This is a genomic window from Bacillus thuringiensis (genome assembly GCF_001595725.1).
In the GTDB taxonomy this organism is placed as follows: Bacteria; Bacillota; Bacilli; order Bacillales; family Bacillaceae_G; genus Bacillus_A; species Bacillus_A thuringiensis_K.
This window is the reverse complement of record NZ_CP014282.1, coordinates 3,563,634-3,583,177: the sequence shown is the minus strand read 5'-3', so window position 1 is coordinate 3,583,177 and position 19,544 is coordinate 3,563,634. Positions and strand designations below refer to the sequence as shown.

The window sequence follows — 19,544 nt, the reverse complement described above, 5'->3', positions numbered from 1 at the left end:
AAATAGGAAAACAAAAGGAAAGAAGGTATCTTCTTTCCTTTTTACTATATTTGTTCAAATTCATTATTATTTATTTCAATTGGCTATGTACTATGGGTGAATGCCGTTTTCTAATAGCTCAGTAAATGCATGAATATGAATAGGTTTACTGTAATAATAACCTTGAATAAACTGACATTTATTTTTTTGAAGGAAATTTACGTGCTCTTTCGTTTCTACACCTTCAGCAATGACAGACATTCCTAATGTATTTGCTAATGTGATGATTGTTTTAATAATTTCCATTCCATCATCACATGTTTCAGACATTGTAATAAATTCTCTCGGGATTTTTAACGTATCAATTGGATATAAAGGTAAGTAGGCTAGCGAAGAATAACCTGTACCAAAATCGTCAATTGAAATGTGAATCCCTAAACTTTTTAGTGTACGCAGTTTTATCAATGTTTCTCGCTCATCCATCATTGCAATTCGCTCTGTTAATTCAAGATCAAGAGAGCTTGCTGGTAAACCAGTATTTGTTAAAGTAGAAGAAATAGATTTTACAAAATCCTCTTGTTCAAATTCTTTAGCAGATAAATTTACACCTATTTTTAAATGTGAATATCCGAGTGCGTGCCAACGTTTCATTTGCTTACAAGCCTGCTCTAATGTCCATTTTCCTATTGAAATAATTTGTAGTGTTTCTTCTGCAATCGGAATAAATTCGTATGGAGAAATAATACCTAATTCAGGATGATTCCACCTAATTAAAGCTTCTGCACCGATAATTTTATTAGATTCACTATCAACTTGAGGTTGATACAAAAGGAACAATTCTTCATTTTGTAGAGCGTTTGGTAAATCTTTTTCTAATCGTAATCGTCTTTCAATTTTTTTAGCGATTACATCGTCATAAATAGAGACAGAGTTAAACTCTTTTGCTTTTGCATCATACATTGCAACATTAGCGTTTTTCAGAAGTGTAGCGGTATCGATTCCGGAATGTGGATAAATAGCGAGGCCGATACTCAGTGATAAAGTTAATTTATGCTCATGTATGATAAATGACTTTTTCATGCATTTAAATAATTGGTTACATAATTGGAATAAGTAATCTTCGTCAGTATAGTTTTCAATTATGATTGTAAATTCATCACCACCGATTCTTGAAAGATGAGCATGTGATGGAAGACATGATTCGAATCGCTTTGCTACTTCTTCTAATATGTAATCTCCTGACGAATGTCCAAGTGTATCGTTAATTGCTTTAAAGCGATCTAAATCTAAATATAATAATGCAAACTCGCTTTCTGTTATTTTAGCATTTTTTATAACTCTCTTTAATTTCTTATGGAAAAAGGCACGGTTCCCAATTTTCGTTACAGTGTCATGGAATGCTAAATATTTTATTTCTTCTTGCTGTTTTTTTAGTGCAGTAATATCTTTCATCATAATATAGCTTCCTGAAATTTGTCCGTCTATTATAATAGGAATGATTGTAACGTATAAAAAATAAGTAAAGCCATCTTTATATTGAGAACTAAGTTGTAAGAATGCCGATTCTTGTTGTTTCACTTTTTCTAATGCCAATGCTAGCTTATGCTTATCTTCATCTAAAATGATCGAAAAACAAGTTTCACCTAATAACTCATCCGTTGGTGCCCCAAGTAGTACACTCCCAGCCTTATTTACATTTAAGAATATTCCATTTAAATCAATGGTGAAGATAGGGTCAGGATGATATTCATATAATGATTTAAACTTTTGCTGTTTTTGAGAAAGAGCCTCTGATTTATGAACTAAATCAGACGTCCGTAAAGTAACTTTTTCTTCTAGTTGGGCATTAAATGCCTGCAAACGTTTTGTTAAGGAATTGTTTTGCATACGTACGATAGAATGACGAATGAGTACGAAAATAAAAGTAATACAATTTCCTGTAATGAGAGTTGAAGATGATGTTTGTTCTTTTAATGTAAACCCGATTAGTATTGCAACAGCAAGATAGGGAAATACAACTAAAGCTTTTTTTCCTATTATAGGGTTTACAAGGAAATAATTTTTATGGCTATTATGATCTTCTGAAATAGAGCCAGCTATTGCAATAAGTAATATAGGTATTCTATATAAAAGACGTAATAATATTATCGTTTCAGTTGATAAGTGGTTATTTAAGTAAAAATAAATATAGTTAAAAGTTGCAGAACTTATTAATACAAAAATAAAGATATAAATTTTCCGTTTGGAATTAAAAATTGTTGGACGGAAAAAGAGACTAACACCTAGCAGTAGAAATAATAAATCTGCAATTGGGTATAAAAATGAAAGGAAAACATCTCCTAGTGAAAGAGCGAATATATTTAAATTTGGTTGATTAAATAAATACCATTCTAATGTAAATATGGAAGTAAGCACTATGCATATATCACAAATAAAGAACGCTTTTTCCCATTTATTGCATTCCTTTAAGATTTTATAGCAGAAAGCGATAAGACAGAAAAGTAGAAAAAACATGTAAAATACATCAGAAACCGTAAAACGATGTATTGGAATTTCGAAGAAGCTATCTTGATATGTATATACTATTTTCCCTAATAAAAAACTACCAATTGCTATTGTAATACATATCCAAAACGGATTTGAACTGACTTTTTTAGAATATATAGAGTAAATCAGTGATACAAATGTAATGGCTTCAACGACAAGTGAAGCGAAGCGTACATCTGAATTTGAAAAATGAGTAGGGAACAGATAGAAAAACATAAAATAGATTGAATAGCATATTAATGTTCCGATTAATATACATAATTGTAAATTTTTATTTAATTTCAATGAAATCACCTTCTTTAATTATGCACTATGTTCGTTATATCTATACATAATAATATTATTTAAGAATTGTATCAGATTTCCTTATAAAAATCATGTTTATAAGGAAAGTGTTAAAGAGTGTAAGTATTCTTAAGGTTTAAAAAATATTGCGGTTGATAGTATAGACTGCATCAAGACTTTAAATAGAAATTGTATATTTAGTCATCCTTTGAATTGTAAAGTTTTTTTAGTGATTTGTAAGTGGAGATGCAAAATTGCATATAAAATGATGAGTATCTTTTTTTGGGGAGCTTTTTATTTTTAATCTGAAAATTAACATTTGTGAAAATGTTGAGAAAGGATATAAAATAAGAACGTGTATTCTTACAGAGTGGAATAGTATTACCACTAAATAGGGAGGTTTTTTATGATATATCGAATTAAAGATGCAGAAATATACTATGAAGTTGTGGGAGAGGGTAAACCGGTCATTATCATACATGGCTGCGCCCCTGACCATAGGTTAATGATGAAATGTATGGAATCAGTATTTCAGAAATATGAAGGTTATAAGCGAATATATATTGATTTACCTGGAATGGGAAAATCGAATGCTCCAAATTGGATAAATAGTTCAGATCGTATAATAGAAGTGCTTATCACATTTATTGAGGAAATCATTTCTACTGAAAAATTTTTATTGGTAGGAGAATCATATGGAGGCTATTTAGCCAAAGGTATACTTGCAAAGATGTTTGAGAGAGTTAGCGGATTACTATTAGTATGTCCTGTTGTTGTGGCGGAGCCAGAAAAAAGGATTCTTCCAGATAAACAGGTAATTGTACAAGATGAGGAATTTTTAAATACGCTCACTTCCACAGAAAGAGAGGAATTTTGTGAGTTAGCTGTAATAGCAAATGAATATACATATAAGCGATTTAAAGAAGAAATTAAGCCTGGGTTAGATGTTGCTAATGATGAATTTATTGAAAGGTTGCAAAAGAATTACTCTCTTACTATGGATTTTCAGCGTGAAAAATATGAAAATCCCGTTCTTTTACTGACTGGAAGACAAGATATATCAGTAGGTTATCAAAATATTATAGAAATTATTGAAGAATATCCAAGGGCAACATTAGCAGTGTTAGATATGGCAGGGCATAATTTGCAAATTGAGCAGCCTGAATTATTTGAGAGTTTAGTAGGAGAATGGATTAGACGAACAAATCAGCACAGTTTATAAAGTATTTTAGTATTACGCCTAAGTGTTGAAATGGGATAAATGAACGTGATTTATTAACTTATCTCGCTATTTTCCTGTAAAAGCCCGATTAGTGAGGGCTAATTAAAGTTTCACTTTATAAAAAATTTTAAGGAGAAATTATGAGCACATATATTTATATGGTTAGACATGGTGAGTCACCAAAACTAGAAGGAAATGAAAGAATGCGCGGGTTAACTGAGAGGGGACATATGGATGCCCGTAGAGTAACTGACATATTAAAAGCGGAGAGGATTGATACTTTTATTTCCAGTCCTTATAATCGGGCTATGTTAACGATAGAGGAGTCAGCTAATTTCCATGAAAAAGAAATAGTAGTATATGAAAATCTTAAAGAGTGTATGTTTTCAAGTGAGGATCAGGTTATATCAGACAAAGAGGTGTACCCACTTGTACAGAAGATGTTCTCTAATCCGGACTTTGCACGAATGGAAGGAGAGTCATATGCACATTGCCAGAGAAGAGTAGTGAAAGTATTAAAAGAAATCTTATTGGATTTTCAAGGACGCAAAATTGTAATTGGTACACATGGGCTTGTCATGACATTAATGATAAATTATTTTGATAAACAATATGGTTTTGAATTTTTAATGAATACGTCAAAACCAGATATATATAAGATGGAGTTTAAAGAAGAACAATTAATGAATGTGGAGAGATTATGGAAAGAGGAATAAAATTAGTTGCATGGATTTTGTTGTAAAAGTTACTTTATAGCAAAATCTTTTTTTGAATAGAAAGTATCTTTATCAACTATTTTTAGAATGTTAAATCAATAAGTAATTATTCAGTATTTGAATAAAGTATGAGGAAATTGATTTAGGGAAACAATTTTAAATGTGTCAAAACTCCAAACGTTGGATTTATATTCAATATGAGAAAAAGATGTAGAATTTTGTCTTACTGTCTCCGTTTACTTTTCATTTCATTACATATAGGCTTTGTGGTGTAAGGGGGACATCACCTTTACGCAAAATCTATAAGGAGGTCATTGTAATGAAACAGATTAAAAAGTTTGCGGGAGTTGCTTTAGCGGGGACGATTGGATTAAGTGGACTACTGTTTTTAGAACCAAGTGTAAGCGTTGCGGAAGCACAGCAAGTGAAAGAGGAGAATTTCAATGTAATTGATGTATCAATGAATCTAAATGAATTATATGTATTAAGTGGCAGAAGCATTGATGTTCTTTCTGGAGATAAAGAAGCAATTCAGCTAAATAAATACACAATTAGTTTTAGTAAACCCGGGAAGTACGTTATAAGGGTAAATGGCTGTATTTATGACGATGTATATACTTTTATTGTGAATGAGTAGTATATATTCTAAAATTATGAGATAAAAAAACACCTTATTTGCGGTGAGAATCGTAAATAGGGTGTTTGATTTGTATTAAGTTGTAATTTAAATATGTTTACTAACTTTATCTTTGTTTTGTAAAGTATGTAAAAGTGTTTGAAATACCTTAAATGATTGCTGAAAGATTGGACTTTGAATAAAAGTGTATAGAAAAGTTACGATAAAAACAGGGCCACCGAGCATAAATCCAATAACTAGTACAATACATTCTACTATGATTCTAGCACGGCTAATAGATAGTCCTGTTTTGTCGGAAATAGTAAGCATGAATCCATCACGAGGTCCAGCGCCAATTCCAGCAGCAACATACATACCTCCCCCAATACCCGTAATGGCGATACCAGAAAATAAAATGAGTAAGTTTAACCATAAATAATCACTAGCGTTTGGAAGAATATTTGATTGTAAGAAAAAGTCCATAATCGGACCGATAAGTAGTGCATTTAAAAATGTTCCCACATTTATATATTTTCGATCTACTAGTAAAGAAATGAGAACGAGACATAACCCACATATGACACTCCACGTACCAATCGTCCATCCAAACTTTTGGTAGAGAGCCATATTTAAAACTTCCCAAGGATGTAAACCGAGAAATTTTACTTTGACTGCAAGAGCATTTCCAAGGCCAAAGAAAATTAATCCTAAGAAAAAAAGAAAATAGCGAAAGAGAGTTAGCCTCATCTTTAAAACCTCCCATATTTTATAATTATGTATGTTACCTGTTACGGTTTTAATGTACAAATATTATGTCTTTTTATCATTCGTTTAAAAATGTTAACAATGTAAATTAAATATACATCTTCACAGTCAAAAAAGTTAAAATATTTCGTTTTAAGGATTATAATGGAGGGAGAAACATAAAAGGGAGTGAATGAACTTGAAACAAGAACTTATTGAAAGATTTACGAGATATGTAAAAATTGATACGCAATCAAATGAAGAAAGCCATACAGTACCAACAACACCAGGACAAATTGAGTTTGGTAAGTTATTAGTGGAAGAGCTAAAAGAAATTGGGTTAACAGAAGTAACGATGGACGATAACGGGTATGTAATGGCAACACTTCCGGCTAATACCGATAAGGATGTTCCTGTAATCGGCTTTTTAGCACATTTAGATACAGCAACAGATTTTACAGGGGAAAATGTAAAACCACAAATTCATGAAAACTTTGACGGAAACGCAATTACGTTAAATGAAGAGCTAAATGTTGTGTTAACACCAGAACAATTTCCAGAGTTACCATCTTATAAAGGCCATACAATTATTACAACTGATGGTACGACACTTCTTGGAGCAGATGATAAAGCTGGTCTTACAGAAATTATGGTTGCAATGAACCATTTAATACATAATCCGCAAATTAAGCACGGGAAAATAAGAGTAGCATTTACACCGGATGAAGAAATTGGTCGTGGGCCAGCGCATTTTGATGTAGAGGCGTTTGGTGCATCATTTGCTTATACGATGGATGGAGGCCCATTAGGTGGTTTAGAGTATGAAAGTTTTAATGCTGCAGGTGCTAAGTTAACGTTTAACGGAACGAATACACATCCTGGAACAGCGAAAAATAAAATGCGCAATGCTACTAAACTGGCTATGGAGTTTAACGGGTATTTACCAGTAGAAGAGGCGCCAGAATATACAGAAGGCTATGAAGGATTCTATCATTTACTTTCTTTAAGTGGTGATGTTGAGCAAAGTAAAGCGTATTATATTATTCGAGACTTTGATCGTGAAAATTTTGAGGCGCGTAAAAATAACGTTGAAAATATTGTGAAGACTATGCAAGAAAAGTATGGCGAAGATGCAGTCGTTTTAGAAATGAATGATCAATACTATAACATGCTTGAAAAAATTGAACCGGTAAGAGAAATTGTTGATATTGCATATGAAGCAATGAAAAGTTTAGACATTGAACCGAATATTCATCCGATTCGCGGAGGCACTGATGGATCACAATTATCATATATGGGATTACCGACGCCGAATATTTTCACTGGTGGTGAAAATTATCACGGTAAATTTGAGTATGTTTCGGTAGATACTATGGAAAAAGCCGTTCAAGTTATTGTGGAAATTGCAAGACGTTTTGAGGAGCAAGCTTAAAAAAGAACCAAGTAGTACGAATGTGCTACTTGGTTCTTTTAATATAGTACTCGCCACAAATAAAAAGTCGCATAAGACTCCCAATTAGCCCAGTTTGCCGCGAAATCTTTTATTTCATTTTTAGTCGGTTTATTTTCGGAACCTGTTATAAATTTAATTGCATTATGCAGACCAACATCATCAATTGGAAAAGCTGAAGGAAATCTTAAACAACGCATTAAAACGTAGTTGGCAGTCCATGGGCCTATACCATGGATAGCAGTTAATTGTTTCTCAGCAACTTTTACATCTTGTGTTTGCAGTAAATCCTCTTTTGATAGTTTTCTCTCTGTAATAAGCTTCGCAATACCGATTAAATATTCACATTTTCTAGTCGTCAGTTTTAGTTGTTGAAGATCTTCTACATGTAGATTTGCAATTGTTTCAGGTGATGGGAATATCCAATGTTTTCTACCGTCCCATTCTACATAACTTCCAAATTGCTCAACTAATCTTCTTTTTAGCGTATAAGCATATGTTAGGTTAATTTGTTGACCGATAATTCCCCAGGAAAGTGCCTCAAATAAGTCTGGAATACCTAAAGTACGAAGGCCATAATATTGTTCAATTGGTCCTTGAAGGAGTAAATCATGTTTAGCTAATGTATAAAAGGGGGTTAAATCAGTAGTTAAATCAAACCATTCTTTTACATAGTTAGCTACAGCTTCACGTATCGATTTTTCAGATGTATATGATTCTTCTAAACAACGTATTTGAATATTTCCATCTGTATTCACACTAATTTCAACTAAAGGATTTACATCTTGAACAGGGATAACTTTATAAATTTTGTTATCTTCAATATGGAACATACATTCATTATTAGAACGTGATAGATAACGTAAATTTTCTTGGAAACAAAATTCTTTTGGAACTGCTATAGATAATGCGCTATTATATTCTGCTGTCATATGAATTCCACCTGCAACTTTTCTAATGTAAGCAATTTTTTCTTCATTTCTAATCCGCCCCTAAATCCGGTTAGTTTCCCATTCTTCCCAATAACGCGGTGACAAGGAATGGTAATAAGAAGAGGGTTAGCAGCAATAGCAGAAGCAACGGCGCGCACAGCTTTAGGTTTTTGAATTCTTTCAGCAATTTCTGTATAAGAATAGGTCTTTCCATAAGGAATTTCACGTACCGCATTCCAAACAGATAATTGAAAATTAGTTCCATAAGCATCGATAGGAAATGTAAAAGTTTCTCGCTTGTTTTCTAAATACTCGATAACTTCTTGTTTATATATTTGCAAGTAATCTGGAGTATGAATCAATATATGTTGGGGCATATTTTTTCTAGCCCATATATTTAATTCTTCAAAGTTTTCGTCTTGTGATCCAATGAAACATAGTCCATTTTCAGTTGCAGCAATATGAAATCGCCAATTTTTATGTGTAAGTAGCGTCCAATATATATAATTATTTTTGTAGGAATTCATTATCGTATCCCTCTTTCATTTCGTTCTTTTTTCGATATTCAGTAGGAGTAAATCCGGTTTTCTTTTTAAATAAAGTTGCGAAATACTCTGGGTTTTCTATCCCGACAGCAGTACTAATTTCTTTAATAGATTGATTTGTGTGTAAAAGGTATTCGGTTGCTTTAAGAACCCTGAATTGTTGTATATATTCTATAGGAGTTAGCCCTATTATTCTTTTGAAAGTACGCTGTAAATGAAAAGGGCTACCGTGACACATTTCCGCAAGCATGTCGAGAGTTAAGGATTCGTCATAATGCTTTTCGATATAGTCTTTAATTTGTTCTACCCACTCTTCATTAGGTAAAGTGATCCCATTTGGCTTACAACGTTTGCACGGGCGAAAGTTTTCACTTAATGCTTGCTCTGCATGATGAAAAATTCGTACATTGTTTCTATTCGGTATTCTTGATTTGCATGATGGTCTGCAAAAGATTCCAGTTGATTTCACAGCATAAAAGAATTTGCTATCATAGGAAGAATCATTATGAATAATTGCTTGCCAATACTCATTTGTTAATGTAACTCCTTCATTGTGCAAAGAACATCACCTCTGAAATTAGTATAACCTGAATAAAGTCCGTATGTATGTATTCATAAATGTAAGAGCAAGATTACAAAGATGAAAATATGATTGTTTTTCTATTTTGTGATAGCATGAAATTTGGAAATAAACATCAAGAGGAGGGCTAAAAGTGAAGTTAATTTCATGGAATGTAAATGGTTTGCGAGCAGTTATCGCAAAAGGTGGATTTTTGGAATATCTCGAGGAATCAAGTGCTGATATATTTTGTCTACAAGAGATTAAATTACAAGAAGGGCAAATTGATTTAAATCTAGAGGGATATTATACATACTGGAATTATGCTGTGAAAAAAGGATATTCAGGAACGGCTATTTTTTCGAAGAAAGAACCGCTTTCAGTTACATATGGTTTAGACATTGAAGAGCATGATCAAGAAGGGCGACTTACTACTTTAGAATTCGAAGATTTTTATATGATAACGTTATATACACCAAATTCAAAACGTGGATTAGAACGATTAGATTACAGAATGAAATGGGAAGATGATTTCAGGTCCTATATCAAACGATTAGATGAGAAAAAACCAGTTATTTTTTGTGGAGACTTAAATGTTGCTCATAAAGAAATCGATTTGAAAAATCCAAAAAGTAATCGTAAAAACCCTGGATTCTCTGATGAGGAACGAGAGAAATTTTCATGTATTTTAGAAGAAGGATTTATTGATACGTATCGTTACCTTTATCCTGATCAAGAAGATGCATACTCGTGGTGGTCGTATCGTATGGGCGCGAGAGCGAAAAATATAGGATGGCGTTTAGATTATTTTGTTGTTTCGGAAAGAATGAAAGACCAAATAACAGAAGCGAAAATTAATACTGAAGTAATGGGATCAGACCATTGTCCAGTTGAATTACATATCAATTTCTAAAAAAAGAAGTATCTCCCTAATATTAGGGGAATACTTCTTTTTTTAATTCAGTTTGTTAAAATTTTTCAAATCATTCTTGAAATAATTGCATATTAAATATATACTTAGTAACGATAATCATTATCAATGAAAAGCGTTATCAATGGATGAGGTATAAAAGAATTATAGCTTAGGGGAAGTGAACGAGAATGAGTTCTGGATAGAATTATTAATCTAATGAAATATATATGTAAGACAAGATTCATATAGTTGAATTTTATTGAGAATATAGTTTGAAAATTCGAGAGGAGACATATAAAGATGAACAAGAAATTATTTACTTTAGGGATGGTTACAGTTTTAAGTGTAGGTTTAGCGGCATGTAATAGTGCGGATAAAACTTCAGGTGAGCAAAAACAACAGACAAAAGCTACGGAAACGAAAAAAGATGAAAAACGAAAAATTACATATTTAGGTAAAGAGTATACAGTGCCAGCAAAAGTAGATAAAATTGCGACAGCTAGTTTAGAGTCAATGGAAGATGCGGCAGTACTTGGAATTAAACCAGTTGGTGCCATTACTGTAGGTGGTAAATTACCAAAATATCTTGAAAAAGAGTTAGAAGGTGCTAAATCTGTTGGTGAGAAAATGCAACCAAATTTCGAAACATTACTACAATTAAAACCAGATGTTATTACATCGAGTACGAAATTCCCAGCAGAAACAGCTGAAAAGTTTACAAAAGTAGCTCCTACATTCCCGGTATCACACGTTTCAACAAATTGGGAAGATAACTTAAAGTTAATGGGAGAATTAACTGGTAAAAAAGATAAAGCAGAAAAAATTATTAAGGATTACAATTCGGATGCTGAAAAAGCAAAAGCAAAACTAGGAGATAAGTTAAAAGATAAAAAAGTACTTGTCATAAGACTAAGAGCAAATGAATTATTCCTATATCCAGAAGGAGTATACTTCAACCCTGTAATTTATAAAGATCTTGGACTAACTGCTCCAGAACAATTGAAAACTGTAAAAGCACAAGAGAAAATTTCATTTGAAAAACTTGCTGAACTTAACCCGGATTATATTTTCTTACAATATGAGGCAAGTGAAAATAAAAACCCGAAAGTGTTAGAAGAAATTGAAAGCAATCCAATTTGGCAAAGTATGAATGCTGCGAAGGAAAAGAAAGTATTTGTAAATGTCGTAGATCCAATGGCACAAGGTGGTACTGCTTGGAGTAAAACAGCATTCTTAAAAGAAGCAGTGAAAAATTTATCTAAATAATACAATAAGTAAGGTGCGTTGAATGATATGCAGAAAACAAATGCAGTACCAGTAACTATATTATGTATAGCACCCATACTCATCATATTTACAGTTATACTTTCGATTTTGTATGGGGCGAAAAGTATTGATGCTGAAACAGTGTGGAACGCATTATTTCATTTTGATTCAAGTGATGTAAATCATAATATTATTATTACTTCACGTTTACCAAGGGTAGTTGCAGCTCTTTTAGTCGGAGCATTTCTAGCCATATCAGGAGCACTTATGCAGGGGATGACAAGAAACTATCTTGCATCCCCTTCTATTATGGGTGTGACGGATGGTGCTGCCTTTGTTATTACGCTTAGCATGATTTTTCTTCCGGGAATGTCATCAATTGGTATGGTTGTATGTTCAATGATTGGTTCTGCACTAGGAGCTGGTATCGTGTTTGGTTTTGGTTCGCTCCTTCAAAATGGCTTATCACCAGTTAGGTTAGCGATTATAGGAACAGTTATTGGAACATTTTTAAGCAGTGTATCGGCTGCCATGGCTTCGTATTTTCAAATTTCTCAAAATGTTAGTTTTTGGTTTAATGCAAAGTTAGATCAAGTAGATCCTAATATAATTAAAATCACGATACCGTTTGGGATAATTGGAATAATTTTAGCGTTGTTAATATCAAAATCTATTACCATTCTTTCATTAGGCGAAGAGGTTTCTATTAATTTAGGACAGCGTACAAAACTAGTTAAAGCGATGGCAATTTTATCAGTTATCTTTTTAACAGGAACAGCAGTTGCTTTAGTGGGGAAAGTTGGTTTTGTAGGTTTAATTATTCCGCACATTACCCGCTTTATAATTGGGGTAGATTATAAGTGGATTTTGCCATGTGCAGGCATTATTGGCGGCGTTTTCTTAGCTTTATGTGATGTTTTAAGTAGGTTTGTAAATTATCCATTTGAAACGCCAATTGGAGTCGTAACATCTTTAATTGGAATTCCTTTCTTCCTTTATTTAATTCGTACAAGAGGAGGAGAGAGACATGCTTAAAAGTTCAAGTCAACGTTTCGGGATGACGATGGGGATTATTGTATTTTTAATACTATGTGCCACTTACATTAGTTTAACGAATGGTACGTTTGATATTACGATTACAGATGTATTTAAAACACTTTTTAGAATTGAACCAGTACCAGAACATGATTTAGTTATTTTTGAGTTTCGTCTTCCGCGTATTGTAATTGCTGGATTAGTAGGATTAGGCCTTGGTGTTGCAGGTGCCGTTATTCAAGGGATTACGAGAAATGGATTGGCAGACCCAGGTATTTTAGGAGTAAATGCCGGAGCAGGAACAGCGATCGTCATTTTTATGTTTTTCTTTCAAGGGCAATTAAAAAGCACAGACTGGGTTTCTATTATGATGATGCCAATGTTTGGTTTAGTAGGCGGATTAGGTGCAGCTATCATCATTTATCTGTTTTCTTGGAAAAACGGTAAGTTGGATTCGCAGCGACTTTTATTAACAGGCATTGCAATTGGGACAGGATTTGGAGCCTTTTCTATGTACTTATCACTCAAAATGAAGTCAACTGATTTCGAGATGGCTGCAGTGTGGGTGTCTGGAAGCATATATAGTGCGAACTGGAAGTATATTGTAGCTATGTTACCGTGGCTTATTATCTTAATTCCACTGATACAAAAGAAAGCTTATTTATTAGATTTATTTCAATTGGAAGAAACGAGTATTACAAGTTTAGGTGTTTCAGTAGAACGAGAGAAATCAATTTTACTATTAAGTAGTATCGGACTTGTGAGTGCATGTGTTGCTGTTTCAGGGAGTATCGGTTTTATTGGTTTAATGGCACCGCATATAGCGAAAAGGCTTGTCGGTATTCAGCATAAGCATATCATTCCTACGTGCGGCGTAATCGGAATGTTTCTTGTAATTGCTTCAGACTTTATTGCGAAAACAGTTTTCACACCTGTAGAGCTACCAGTTGGAATCGTTATTTCTATTGTCGGTGTACCGTATTTCTTATATTTACTTTATAAGGCGAAAGCGTAAGAGGAGGAATAAAATTGAGTATTTTAAGTGCAAAAAATTTAGAAACAAGTTATGAAAAGCTTACAGTGTTTCGCGATTTAAATGTGGAAATACAAGAAGGAAAAGTAACGACAATTATAGGTCCAAACGGTTGCGGTAAATCGACATTGTTAAAAACAATGGGAAGAATTTTAAAACAAAAAAGCGGAAAAGTATATTTGCAAGGACAAGATTTACATACAATTCCAACGAAAGAAATTGCGAAGCAGTTAGCTTTACTCCCGCAAACTCCAATTGCGCCAGGTGAACTTAAAGTGGAAGAATTAATTTCTTATGGACGCTATCCACATCGAAATAACGTGAATAAGTTAACGACAAAAGATAAAGAAATGATTGATTGGGCATTAAATATAACGAAAACTTCTGAATTTCGAACGAGACAAATTGCAAATTTATCAGGAGGCCAAAGACAAAAGGTATGGCTAGCGATGGCATTAGCACAAGAAACAGAAGTGTTGCTATTAGACGAGCCAACAACATACCTTGATATGTCTCATCAATTAGATGTATTACAAATTGTGGAGAGATTAAATAAAGAACATAATTGTACGGTCGTAATGGTACTACACGATATTAACCATGCAGCAAGGTTTTCAGATGAGATTATTGCAATGAAGGAAGGGGAAATCGTTACAACTGGTATCCCAGAAGAAATCATTACAAATGAAGTGTTAAAAGAAGTATTTCATATTGATGCGCGTGTCATGATTGATCCGTATAATGGGTCTCCTGTTTGTTTTGGGTACGATAGCGTTGGACTTAAAGAAGAGAAAGTTGAAATATATGTAACGAGTTAAAAAGGGGGGATATAAGATGAATACTACGATTGAAAAACAGCAGATTATAACATCTAATACGGAACAGTGGAAAATGTATTCGAAAATAGAAGGTAAGGAATATCAAATTCATATTTCAAAACCGAGGCAGCCAGCACCAGAGTCGGGCTATCCTGTTATATACGTATTAGATGGCAATGCCTTTTTTCAAACATTCCATGAAGCGGTTAAAATACAATCAGTTAGAGCAGAGAAAACAGGTGTTTCACCAGCCATTATAGTAGGTATTGGTTATCCGATTGAAGGGGCATTTTCAGGTGAAGAAAGATGCTATGATTTTACGCCTAGCGTAATTTCAAAAGATGCGCCTTTAAAACCAGACGGTAAACCGTGGCCAAAAACAGGAGGAGCACATAATTTCTTTACTTTTATCGAAGAAGAATTAAAGCCGCAGATTGAAAAGAATTACGAGATTGATAAAAGAAAACAAACGTTATTTGGGCATTCACTAGGTGGTTTATTTGCTTTACATATATTATTCACAAACGCAAATGCTTTTCAAAATTATTTTATTAGTAGTCCATCTATTTGGTGGAATAACCAATCTGTTCTTGAAAAAGAAGAGAATCTTATAAATGAATTAAACAGTGCCAAGTTTGAAACGGGAGTGTTCCTTACAGTTGGGTCACTAGAACGAGAGCATATGGTTGTAGGGGCAAACGAATTATCAGATCGCCTTTTCCAAGTAAAACACGATCAGTTTAGATTTACGTTTTATGAAGCTGAAGGGGAGAATCACGCATCTGTTGTGCCGACTTCTTTAAGTAAAGGGTTAAGATTTATTAGTCACGTATAATTTGGAATGATTGTCTAATAAAATGCAAACGAAAGGCTATGGAGAAATTCTCCATAGCCTTTCGTTTGTTCAAGTAGAATTGTCCTTTTTGAAAGTTTTGTTTCAACTTTTCGTCTAAAGAGACAAAAAGTTGTCACAATTCGTTCACAATTAGCATAAACATAAAATAGACGAAATGAACTTATTTCCAAAAAGGCTTAGTTCATTCCATTTATGATTAGTGGAGCTAAAAGAACGGATTAAAAGTTCACTATATTCTCAAGGAGGTAGATCGTATGAAAACTATTCTTGCTATCGCTGGGCTTATTTGGGTTTTATCACATGGCATTCCAATTTATGAGGGAGAACAAATTCGCAGTGCTCTAAATAAAAATTTTAATGAATATCACGTTATTGATCGGCAAGATAATGTTGTGACAGTTCGTGTAAATGACTGTTTTCATACGGTAACCGTTGAAGGAACTTCAGTAGTGAATGATACAAAAGTATGTGATCAGCAATAATTATATATGGAAAGAAAAAATTTCTAGATTAAATAGCTGAAAATTAAGTTTTTAATATTATAGACGAAGGATAAGCGGGGGCGGTAATCCCCGCTTATTCTTGTTTCATTTTATTGAATTTTGATGAGAGATATAATGATTTTTTTGACAAAAGGAAAGGGTATACTGAAAATTGAGATTAAGAAGCTAATGTGTTGTTAAGAATAATCATAAAGCGTAAATATACTCTTATGGGGTATCATGCGTAGATATTTAATGCTATAATTGGTATACTCATAAAAAACAATTGTTTTATTGGATGAAGAGAAACTTTAAGAAGGTGATAATATGGATCATAAAGAGCATGAAGCAGTAACATATAGATCAGAAAAAGAAAAAGAACAGATTATAAATAGATTAAAGAGAATTGAAGGACAGGTCCGCGGTATTCAAAACATGATTGAAAATGATCGTTATTGCGTAGATATTTTAGTGCAAATTTCAGCGATTAATGCAGCGATGAAAAAAGTAGGAATGGGCGTTCTCAAAAATCATACGAGTCATTGTGTTTCAGGAGCTATTAAAAATGGAAATGGTGACGAAGCAATTGAAGAATTAATGACAGTATTTGAACGTTTTTCAAAAGCGTAAAAACAAGCTAGTATTTAACTGGCTTGTTTTTTTCTTTATCCTTGTAGGGGTGTGAAAAAGTGTGTGTAAAATAAACTTTCAGAAAAAAATTGAAAAATCATGACAAAAAACCATTGATTACCTTAGGGGGGTATGGTAAGATGAGGTTGTGATTAACAAACAATGAATAAACAAGAGGAGGATTTTAAATGGAACAGTTAACATTACAAGTTGAAGGTATGTCTTGTGGACATTGTGTAAATGCTATCGAAAGCAGTGTGAAAGAGCTAAACGGTGTTGAACAAGTGAAGGTTCAACTAGCAGAAGGAACTGTTGAAGTTACTATCAACTCGTCTGCCGTAACATTAAAAGATATCGTTGCTGTAATCGAAGATCAAGGATACGATGTGCAATAATTATTTTTAGATATGGAAATAAATCGTACTTTAAATGAAGTACGATTTATTTTGCTAATAATTATACCTCATAAGGGTATATAGAGGTGAGAGACATGAATGAAAAAAAAGAGGCCAATCTTCAAATATCAGGAATGACATGTGCGGCATGTGCAAATAGAATTGAAAAAGGTCTAAAAAAAGTAGAAGGTGTCCATGAGGCAAATGTAAATTTTGCGCTTGAAAAAACAAAAATAATATACGATTCAACTAAAACAAATCCGCAACAGTTTAAAGAAAAAGTTGAATCGTTAGGATATGGAATTGTAAGTGATAAAGCCGAATTTACTGTTTCAGGAATGACATGTGCAGCATGTTCAAATAGAGTTGAAAAGCGTTTAAATAAGTTAGATGGTGTGAACAAAGCGACAGTAAATTTTGCTTTAGAATCAGCTACAGTAGACTTTAATCCTGATGAAGTTAATGTAAATGAAATGAAGAGCGCGATTACGAAGCTAGGATATAAATTAGAAGTGAAACCAGATGATCAAGATGCATCAACTGATCATCGATTACAAGAAATTGAAAGACAAAAGAAGAAGTTTATTATTTCGTTTATTTTATCTTTCCCGTTACTTTGGGCAATGGTTAGTCATTTCTCATTTACGTCGTTTATTTATTTACCAGATATGTTAATGAATCCTTGGGTGCAACTAGCACTTGCAACTCCTGTTCAATTTAGCATTGGTGGACAGTTTTATGTTGGGGCTTATAAAGCGTTACGTAATAAAAGTGCGAATATGGATGTTCTCGTGGCGCTTGGAACGTCGGCCGCTTATTTTTATAGTGTATATGTAAGTATTCAATCTATTGGTTCTTCGGAACATATGACAGATTTATATTTTGAAACAAGTGCGGTACTTATTACATTAATTATTTTAGGTAAATTATTTGAAGCGAAAGCAAAAGGGCGCTCATCAGAAGCAATTAAAAAATTGATGGGTTTACAAGCGAAGACAGCTACAGTTGTGCGAGATGGAACAGAAATAAAAATTTTGATTGAAGAAGTAGTAGCTGGTGATATCGTCTATGTAAAGCCTGGTGAAAAAATACCAGTAGATGGTGAAATTGTAGAAGGAAAGTCAGCAATTGATGAATCGATGTTAACGGGTGAAAGTATTCCTGTTGATAAGTCAATTGGGGACGTAGTAATAGGTTCGACAATAAATAAAAATGGCTTTTTAAAAGTGAAAGCAACTAAGGTAGGAAGAGATACTGCATTAGCTCAAATTATTAAAGTAGTAGAAGAGGCACAAGGTTCAAAAGCTCCTATTCAAAGGGTAGCAGATCAAATTTCAGGTATTTTCGTACCGGTTGTAGTTGTGATTGCGATTATCACATTTGCAGTATGGATGATATTTGTTACACCTGGTGATTTTGGCGGAGCACTTGAGAAAATGATAGCAGTACTTGTTATCGCTTGTCCATGTGCATTAGGTCTTGCAACGCCTACATCTATTATGGCAGGATCAGGAAGATCAGCAGAGTATGGTATTTTATTTAAAGGTGGAGAGCATTTAGAAGCAACGCACCGATTAGATACGGTTATTTTAGATAAAACGGGTACAGTGACAAATGGGAAGCCGGTGTTAACAGATGTAATTGTAGCAGATGGATTCAATGAAAATGAATTGCTTAGATTAGTAGGGGCAGCAGAAAGAAATTCTGAACATCCACTTGCAGAAGCGATTGTAGAAGGAATTAAAGAAAAGAAAATTGATATCCCAAGTTCAGAAACGTTTGAAGCGATTCCGGGATTTGGTATCGAATCAGTTGTAGAAGGAAAACACTTATTAATTGGTACACGTCGATTAATGAAGAAATTCAATATTGATATTGAAGAAGTTTCTAAATCAATGGGAGCGCTAGAACGAGAAGGAAAAACAGCAATGCTTATTGCAATTGATAAAGAATATGTTGGTATAGTTGCCGTTGCGGATACGGTGAAAGATACTTCAAAAGCAGCTATCGCAAGACTGAAAAAAATGGGTCTAGACGTTGTGATGATTACAGGAGATAATACACAAACTGCTCAGGCAATTGCAAAGCAAGTTGGTATTGATTACGTAATTGCAGAAGTATTGCCAGAAGGAAAAGCAGAAGAAGTGAAAAAACTGCAAGCAAATGGTAAGAAAGTAGCGATGGTTGGAGACGGGATAAATGATGCTCCTGCTCTTGCTACAGCGAACATTGGTATGGCAATTGGAACGGGAACGGATGTAGCGATGGAAGCAGCGGATATAACGTTAATCCGCGGTGACTTAAATAGTATTGCTGATGCGATCTTTATGAGTAAAATAACGATAAGAAATATTAAACAAAATTTATTCTGGGCATTAGCTTATAACGCGTTAGGAATTCCAATTGCGGCATTAGGTTTCTTAGCCCCTTGGGTTGCTGGAGCAGCGATGGCATTTAGTTCTGTATCCGTTGTATTAAATGCGTTACGATTACAAAGAGTTAAATTAAAATCTTAAAAAGC

General features: G+C 33.5%; 19 protein-coding genes. 14 read left to right on the top strand and 5 right to left on the bottom strand.

Going from position 1 to position 19,544, the window contains the following annotated elements; all coding sequences use genetic code 11:
* Positions 1-90: 90 nt before the first annotated feature.
* Complete coding sequence (locus AXW78_RS17755) at positions 91-2,811, bottom strand: sensor domain-containing protein (RefSeq protein ID WP_061884505.1); 2,721 nt, start codon at positions 2,809-2,811, stop codon at positions 91-93.
* Between the two features lie 406 nt (positions 2,812-3,217).
* Between AXW78_RS17755 and AXW78_RS17750 the strand changes: the two genes are divergently transcribed.
* The 3 genes from AXW78_RS17750 (at position 3,218) to AXW78_RS17740 (ending at position 5,386) form a co-directional block, all read left to right on the top strand.
* Positions 3,218-4,033 carry an alpha/beta fold hydrolase gene (locus AXW78_RS17750; protein ID WP_000640344.1) on the top strand — a complete coding sequence of 272 codons (816 nt, stop codon included), beginning with the start codon at positions 3,218-3,220 and terminating at the stop codon, positions 4,031-4,033.
* A 140-nt stretch (positions 4,034-4,173) separates the two neighbouring features.
* Positions 4,174-4,749, top strand: coding sequence for a histidine phosphatase family protein (locus AXW78_RS17745; RefSeq protein WP_061884504.1), 576 nt, complete (start codon positions 4,174-4,176; stop codon positions 4,747-4,749).
* Positions 4,750-5,068: 319 nt separating this feature from the next.
* Positions 5,069-5,386 carry a hypothetical protein gene (locus AXW78_RS17740; protein WP_000809491.1) on the top strand — a complete coding sequence of 106 codons (318 nt, stop codon included), beginning with the start codon at positions 5,069-5,071 and terminating at the stop codon, positions 5,384-5,386.
* 87 nt (positions 5,387-5,473) lie between these two features.
* Here the strand turns inward: AXW78_RS17740 and AXW78_RS17735 are convergent, their stop codons facing one another.
* The gene (locus tag AXW78_RS17735) at positions 5,474-6,112 is read right to left on the bottom strand and encodes a YczE/YyaS/YitT family protein (RefSeq protein WP_001241254.1); all 639 of its coding nucleotides are present in this window, start codon (positions 6,110-6,112) and stop codon (positions 5,474-5,476) included.
* A 196-nt stretch (positions 6,113-6,308) separates the two neighbouring features.
* Between AXW78_RS17735 and pepT the strand changes: the two genes are divergently transcribed.
* Positions 6,309-7,541, top strand: coding sequence for a peptidase T (gene pepT, locus AXW78_RS17730; RefSeq protein ID WP_000807004.1), 1,233 nt, complete (start codon positions 6,309-6,311; stop codon positions 7,539-7,541).
* Between the two features lie 38 nt (positions 7,542-7,579).
* Here the strand turns inward: pepT and AXW78_RS17725 are convergent, their stop codons facing one another.
* The 3 genes from AXW78_RS17725 to AXW78_RS17715 are packed head-to-tail and all read right to left on the bottom strand — an operon-like array spanning position 7,580 to position 9,595.
* Positions 7,580-8,491, bottom strand: coding sequence for a DNA glycosylase (locus tag AXW78_RS17725; RefSeq protein ID WP_000123508.1), 912 nt, complete (start codon positions 8,489-8,491; stop codon positions 7,580-7,582).
* Positions 8,488-9,018 (bottom strand): methylated-DNA--[protein]-cysteine S-methyltransferase, encoded by a 531-nt coding sequence (locus tag AXW78_RS17720; RefSeq protein WP_001089844.1) that lies wholly within the window; start codon positions 9,016-9,018, stop codon positions 8,488-8,490. The genes AXW78_RS17725 and AXW78_RS17720 overlap by 4 nt, the downstream gene beginning before the upstream one ends.
* A complete protein-coding gene (locus tag AXW78_RS17715; protein WP_000551322.1) occupies positions 8,999-9,595 on the bottom strand; it encodes a bifunctional transcriptional activator/DNA repair enzyme AdaA in 597 nt (198 codons plus the stop codon). Before AXW78_RS17715 ends, AXW78_RS17720 begins: the two co-directional genes overlap by 20 nt.
* A gap of 154 nt (positions 9,596-9,749) precedes the next feature.
* Between AXW78_RS17715 and AXW78_RS17710 the strand changes: the two genes are divergently transcribed.
* The 10 genes from AXW78_RS17710 (at position 9,750) to AXW78_RS17665 (ending at position 19,539) form a co-directional block, all read left to right on the top strand.
* Positions 9,750-10,508, top strand: a complete 759-nt coding sequence (locus tag AXW78_RS17710) for an exodeoxyribonuclease III (protein ID WP_061884503.1) — start codon at positions 9,750-9,752, stop codon at positions 10,506-10,508.
* Between the two features lie 300 nt (positions 10,509-10,808).
* Complete coding sequence (locus AXW78_RS17705) at positions 10,809-11,774, top strand: iron-hydroxamate ABC transporter substrate-binding protein (protein ID WP_001035506.1); 966 nt, start codon at positions 10,809-10,811, stop codon at positions 11,772-11,774.
* A gap of 27 nt (positions 11,775-11,801) precedes the next feature.
* On the top strand, positions 11,802-12,809 hold the full coding sequence (locus tag AXW78_RS17700) for a FecCD family ABC transporter permease (RefSeq protein WP_061884502.1): 1,008 nt from the start codon (positions 11,802-11,804) through the stop codon (positions 12,807-12,809).
* The gene (locus tag AXW78_RS17695; RefSeq protein WP_061884501.1) at positions 12,802-13,824 is read left to right on the top strand and encodes a FecCD family ABC transporter permease; all 1,023 of its coding nucleotides are present in this window, start codon (positions 12,802-12,804) and stop codon (positions 13,822-13,824) included. Before AXW78_RS17700 ends, AXW78_RS17695 begins: the two co-directional genes overlap by 8 nt.
* Positions 13,825-13,838: 14 nt before the next feature.
* Positions 13,839-14,660, top strand: a complete 822-nt coding sequence (locus AXW78_RS17690) for an ABC transporter ATP-binding protein (protein WP_000025767.1) — start codon at positions 13,839-13,841, stop codon at positions 14,658-14,660.
* A gap of 16 nt (positions 14,661-14,676) precedes the next feature.
* On the top strand, positions 14,677-15,495 hold the full coding sequence (locus tag AXW78_RS17685; RefSeq protein WP_061884500.1) for an alpha/beta hydrolase: 819 nt from the start codon (positions 14,677-14,679) through the stop codon (positions 15,493-15,495).
* A 275-nt stretch (positions 15,496-15,770) separates the two neighbouring features.
* A complete protein-coding gene (locus AXW78_RS17680; protein WP_000849106.1) occupies positions 15,771-15,998 on the top strand; it encodes a hypothetical protein in 228 nt (75 codons plus the stop codon).
* A 327-nt stretch (positions 15,999-16,325) separates the two neighbouring features.
* Complete coding sequence (locus AXW78_RS17675) at positions 16,326-16,628, top strand: metal-sensing transcriptional repressor (RefSeq protein ID WP_000349639.1); 303 nt, start codon at positions 16,326-16,328, stop codon at positions 16,626-16,628.
* A gap of 188 nt (positions 16,629-16,816) precedes the next feature.
* Positions 16,817-17,023 (top strand): copper chaperone CopZ, encoded by a 207-nt coding sequence (copZ, locus tag AXW78_RS17670; protein ID WP_000436977.1) that lies wholly within the window; start codon positions 16,817-16,819, stop codon positions 17,021-17,023.
* A gap of 95 nt (positions 17,024-17,118) precedes the next feature.
* Positions 17,119-19,539 carry a heavy metal translocating P-type ATPase gene (locus AXW78_RS17665; RefSeq protein WP_061884499.1) on the top strand — a complete coding sequence of 807 codons (2,421 nt, stop codon included), beginning with the start codon at positions 17,119-17,121 and terminating at the stop codon, positions 19,537-19,539.
* Positions 19,540-19,544: the final 5 nt, after the last annotated feature.

What these genes read in the sequence shown, in the direction of transcription:
- AXW78_RS17750 (WP_000640344.1), top strand. Translation starts at nt 3,218, where the DNA reads ATGATATATCGAATTAAAGATGCAGAAATATACTATGAAGTTGTGGGA.
- AXW78_RS17745 (WP_061884504.1), top strand. Translation starts at nt 4,174, where the DNA reads ATGAGCACATATATTTATATGGTTAGACATGGTGAGTCACCAAAACTA.
- AXW78_RS17740 (WP_000809491.1), top strand. Translation starts at nt 5,069, where the DNA reads ATGAAACAGATTAAAAAGTTTGCGGGAGTTGCTTTAGCGGGGACGATT.
- AXW78_RS17735 (WP_001241254.1), bottom strand. Translation starts at nt 6,112, where the DNA reads ATGAGGCTAACTCTCTTTCGCTATTTTCTTTTTTTCTTAGGATTAATT.
- AXW78_RS17725 (WP_000123508.1), bottom strand. Translation starts at nt 8,491, where the DNA reads ATGACAGCAGAATATAATAGCGCATTATCTATAGCAGTTCCAAAAGAA.
- AXW78_RS17720 (WP_001089844.1), bottom strand. Translation starts at nt 9,018, where the DNA reads ATGAATTCCTACAAAAATAATTATATATATTGGACGCTACTTACACAT.
- AXW78_RS17705 (WP_001035506.1), top strand. Translation starts at nt 10,809, where the DNA reads ATGAACAAGAAATTATTTACTTTAGGGATGGTTACAGTTTTAAGTGTA.
- AXW78_RS17700 (WP_061884502.1), top strand. Translation starts at nt 11,802, where the DNA reads ATGCAGAAAACAAATGCAGTACCAGTAACTATATTATGTATAGCACCC.
- AXW78_RS17695 (WP_061884501.1), top strand. Translation starts at nt 12,802, where the DNA reads ATGCTTAAAAGTTCAAGTCAACGTTTCGGGATGACGATGGGGATTATT.
- AXW78_RS17685 (WP_061884500.1), top strand. Translation starts at nt 14,677, where the DNA reads ATGAATACTACGATTGAAAAACAGCAGATTATAACATCTAATACGGAA.
- AXW78_RS17680 (WP_000849106.1), top strand. Translation starts at nt 15,771, where the DNA reads ATGAAAACTATTCTTGCTATCGCTGGGCTTATTTGGGTTTTATCACAT.
- AXW78_RS17675 (WP_000349639.1), top strand. Translation starts at nt 16,326, where the DNA reads ATGGATCATAAAGAGCATGAAGCAGTAACATATAGATCAGAAAAAGAA.
- copZ (WP_000436977.1), top strand. Translation starts at nt 16,817, where the DNA reads ATGGAACAGTTAACATTACAAGTTGAAGGTATGTCTTGTGGACATTGT.
- AXW78_RS17665 (WP_061884499.1), top strand. Translation starts at nt 17,119, where the DNA reads ATGAATGAAAAAAAAGAGGCCAATCTTCAAATATCAGGAATGACATGT.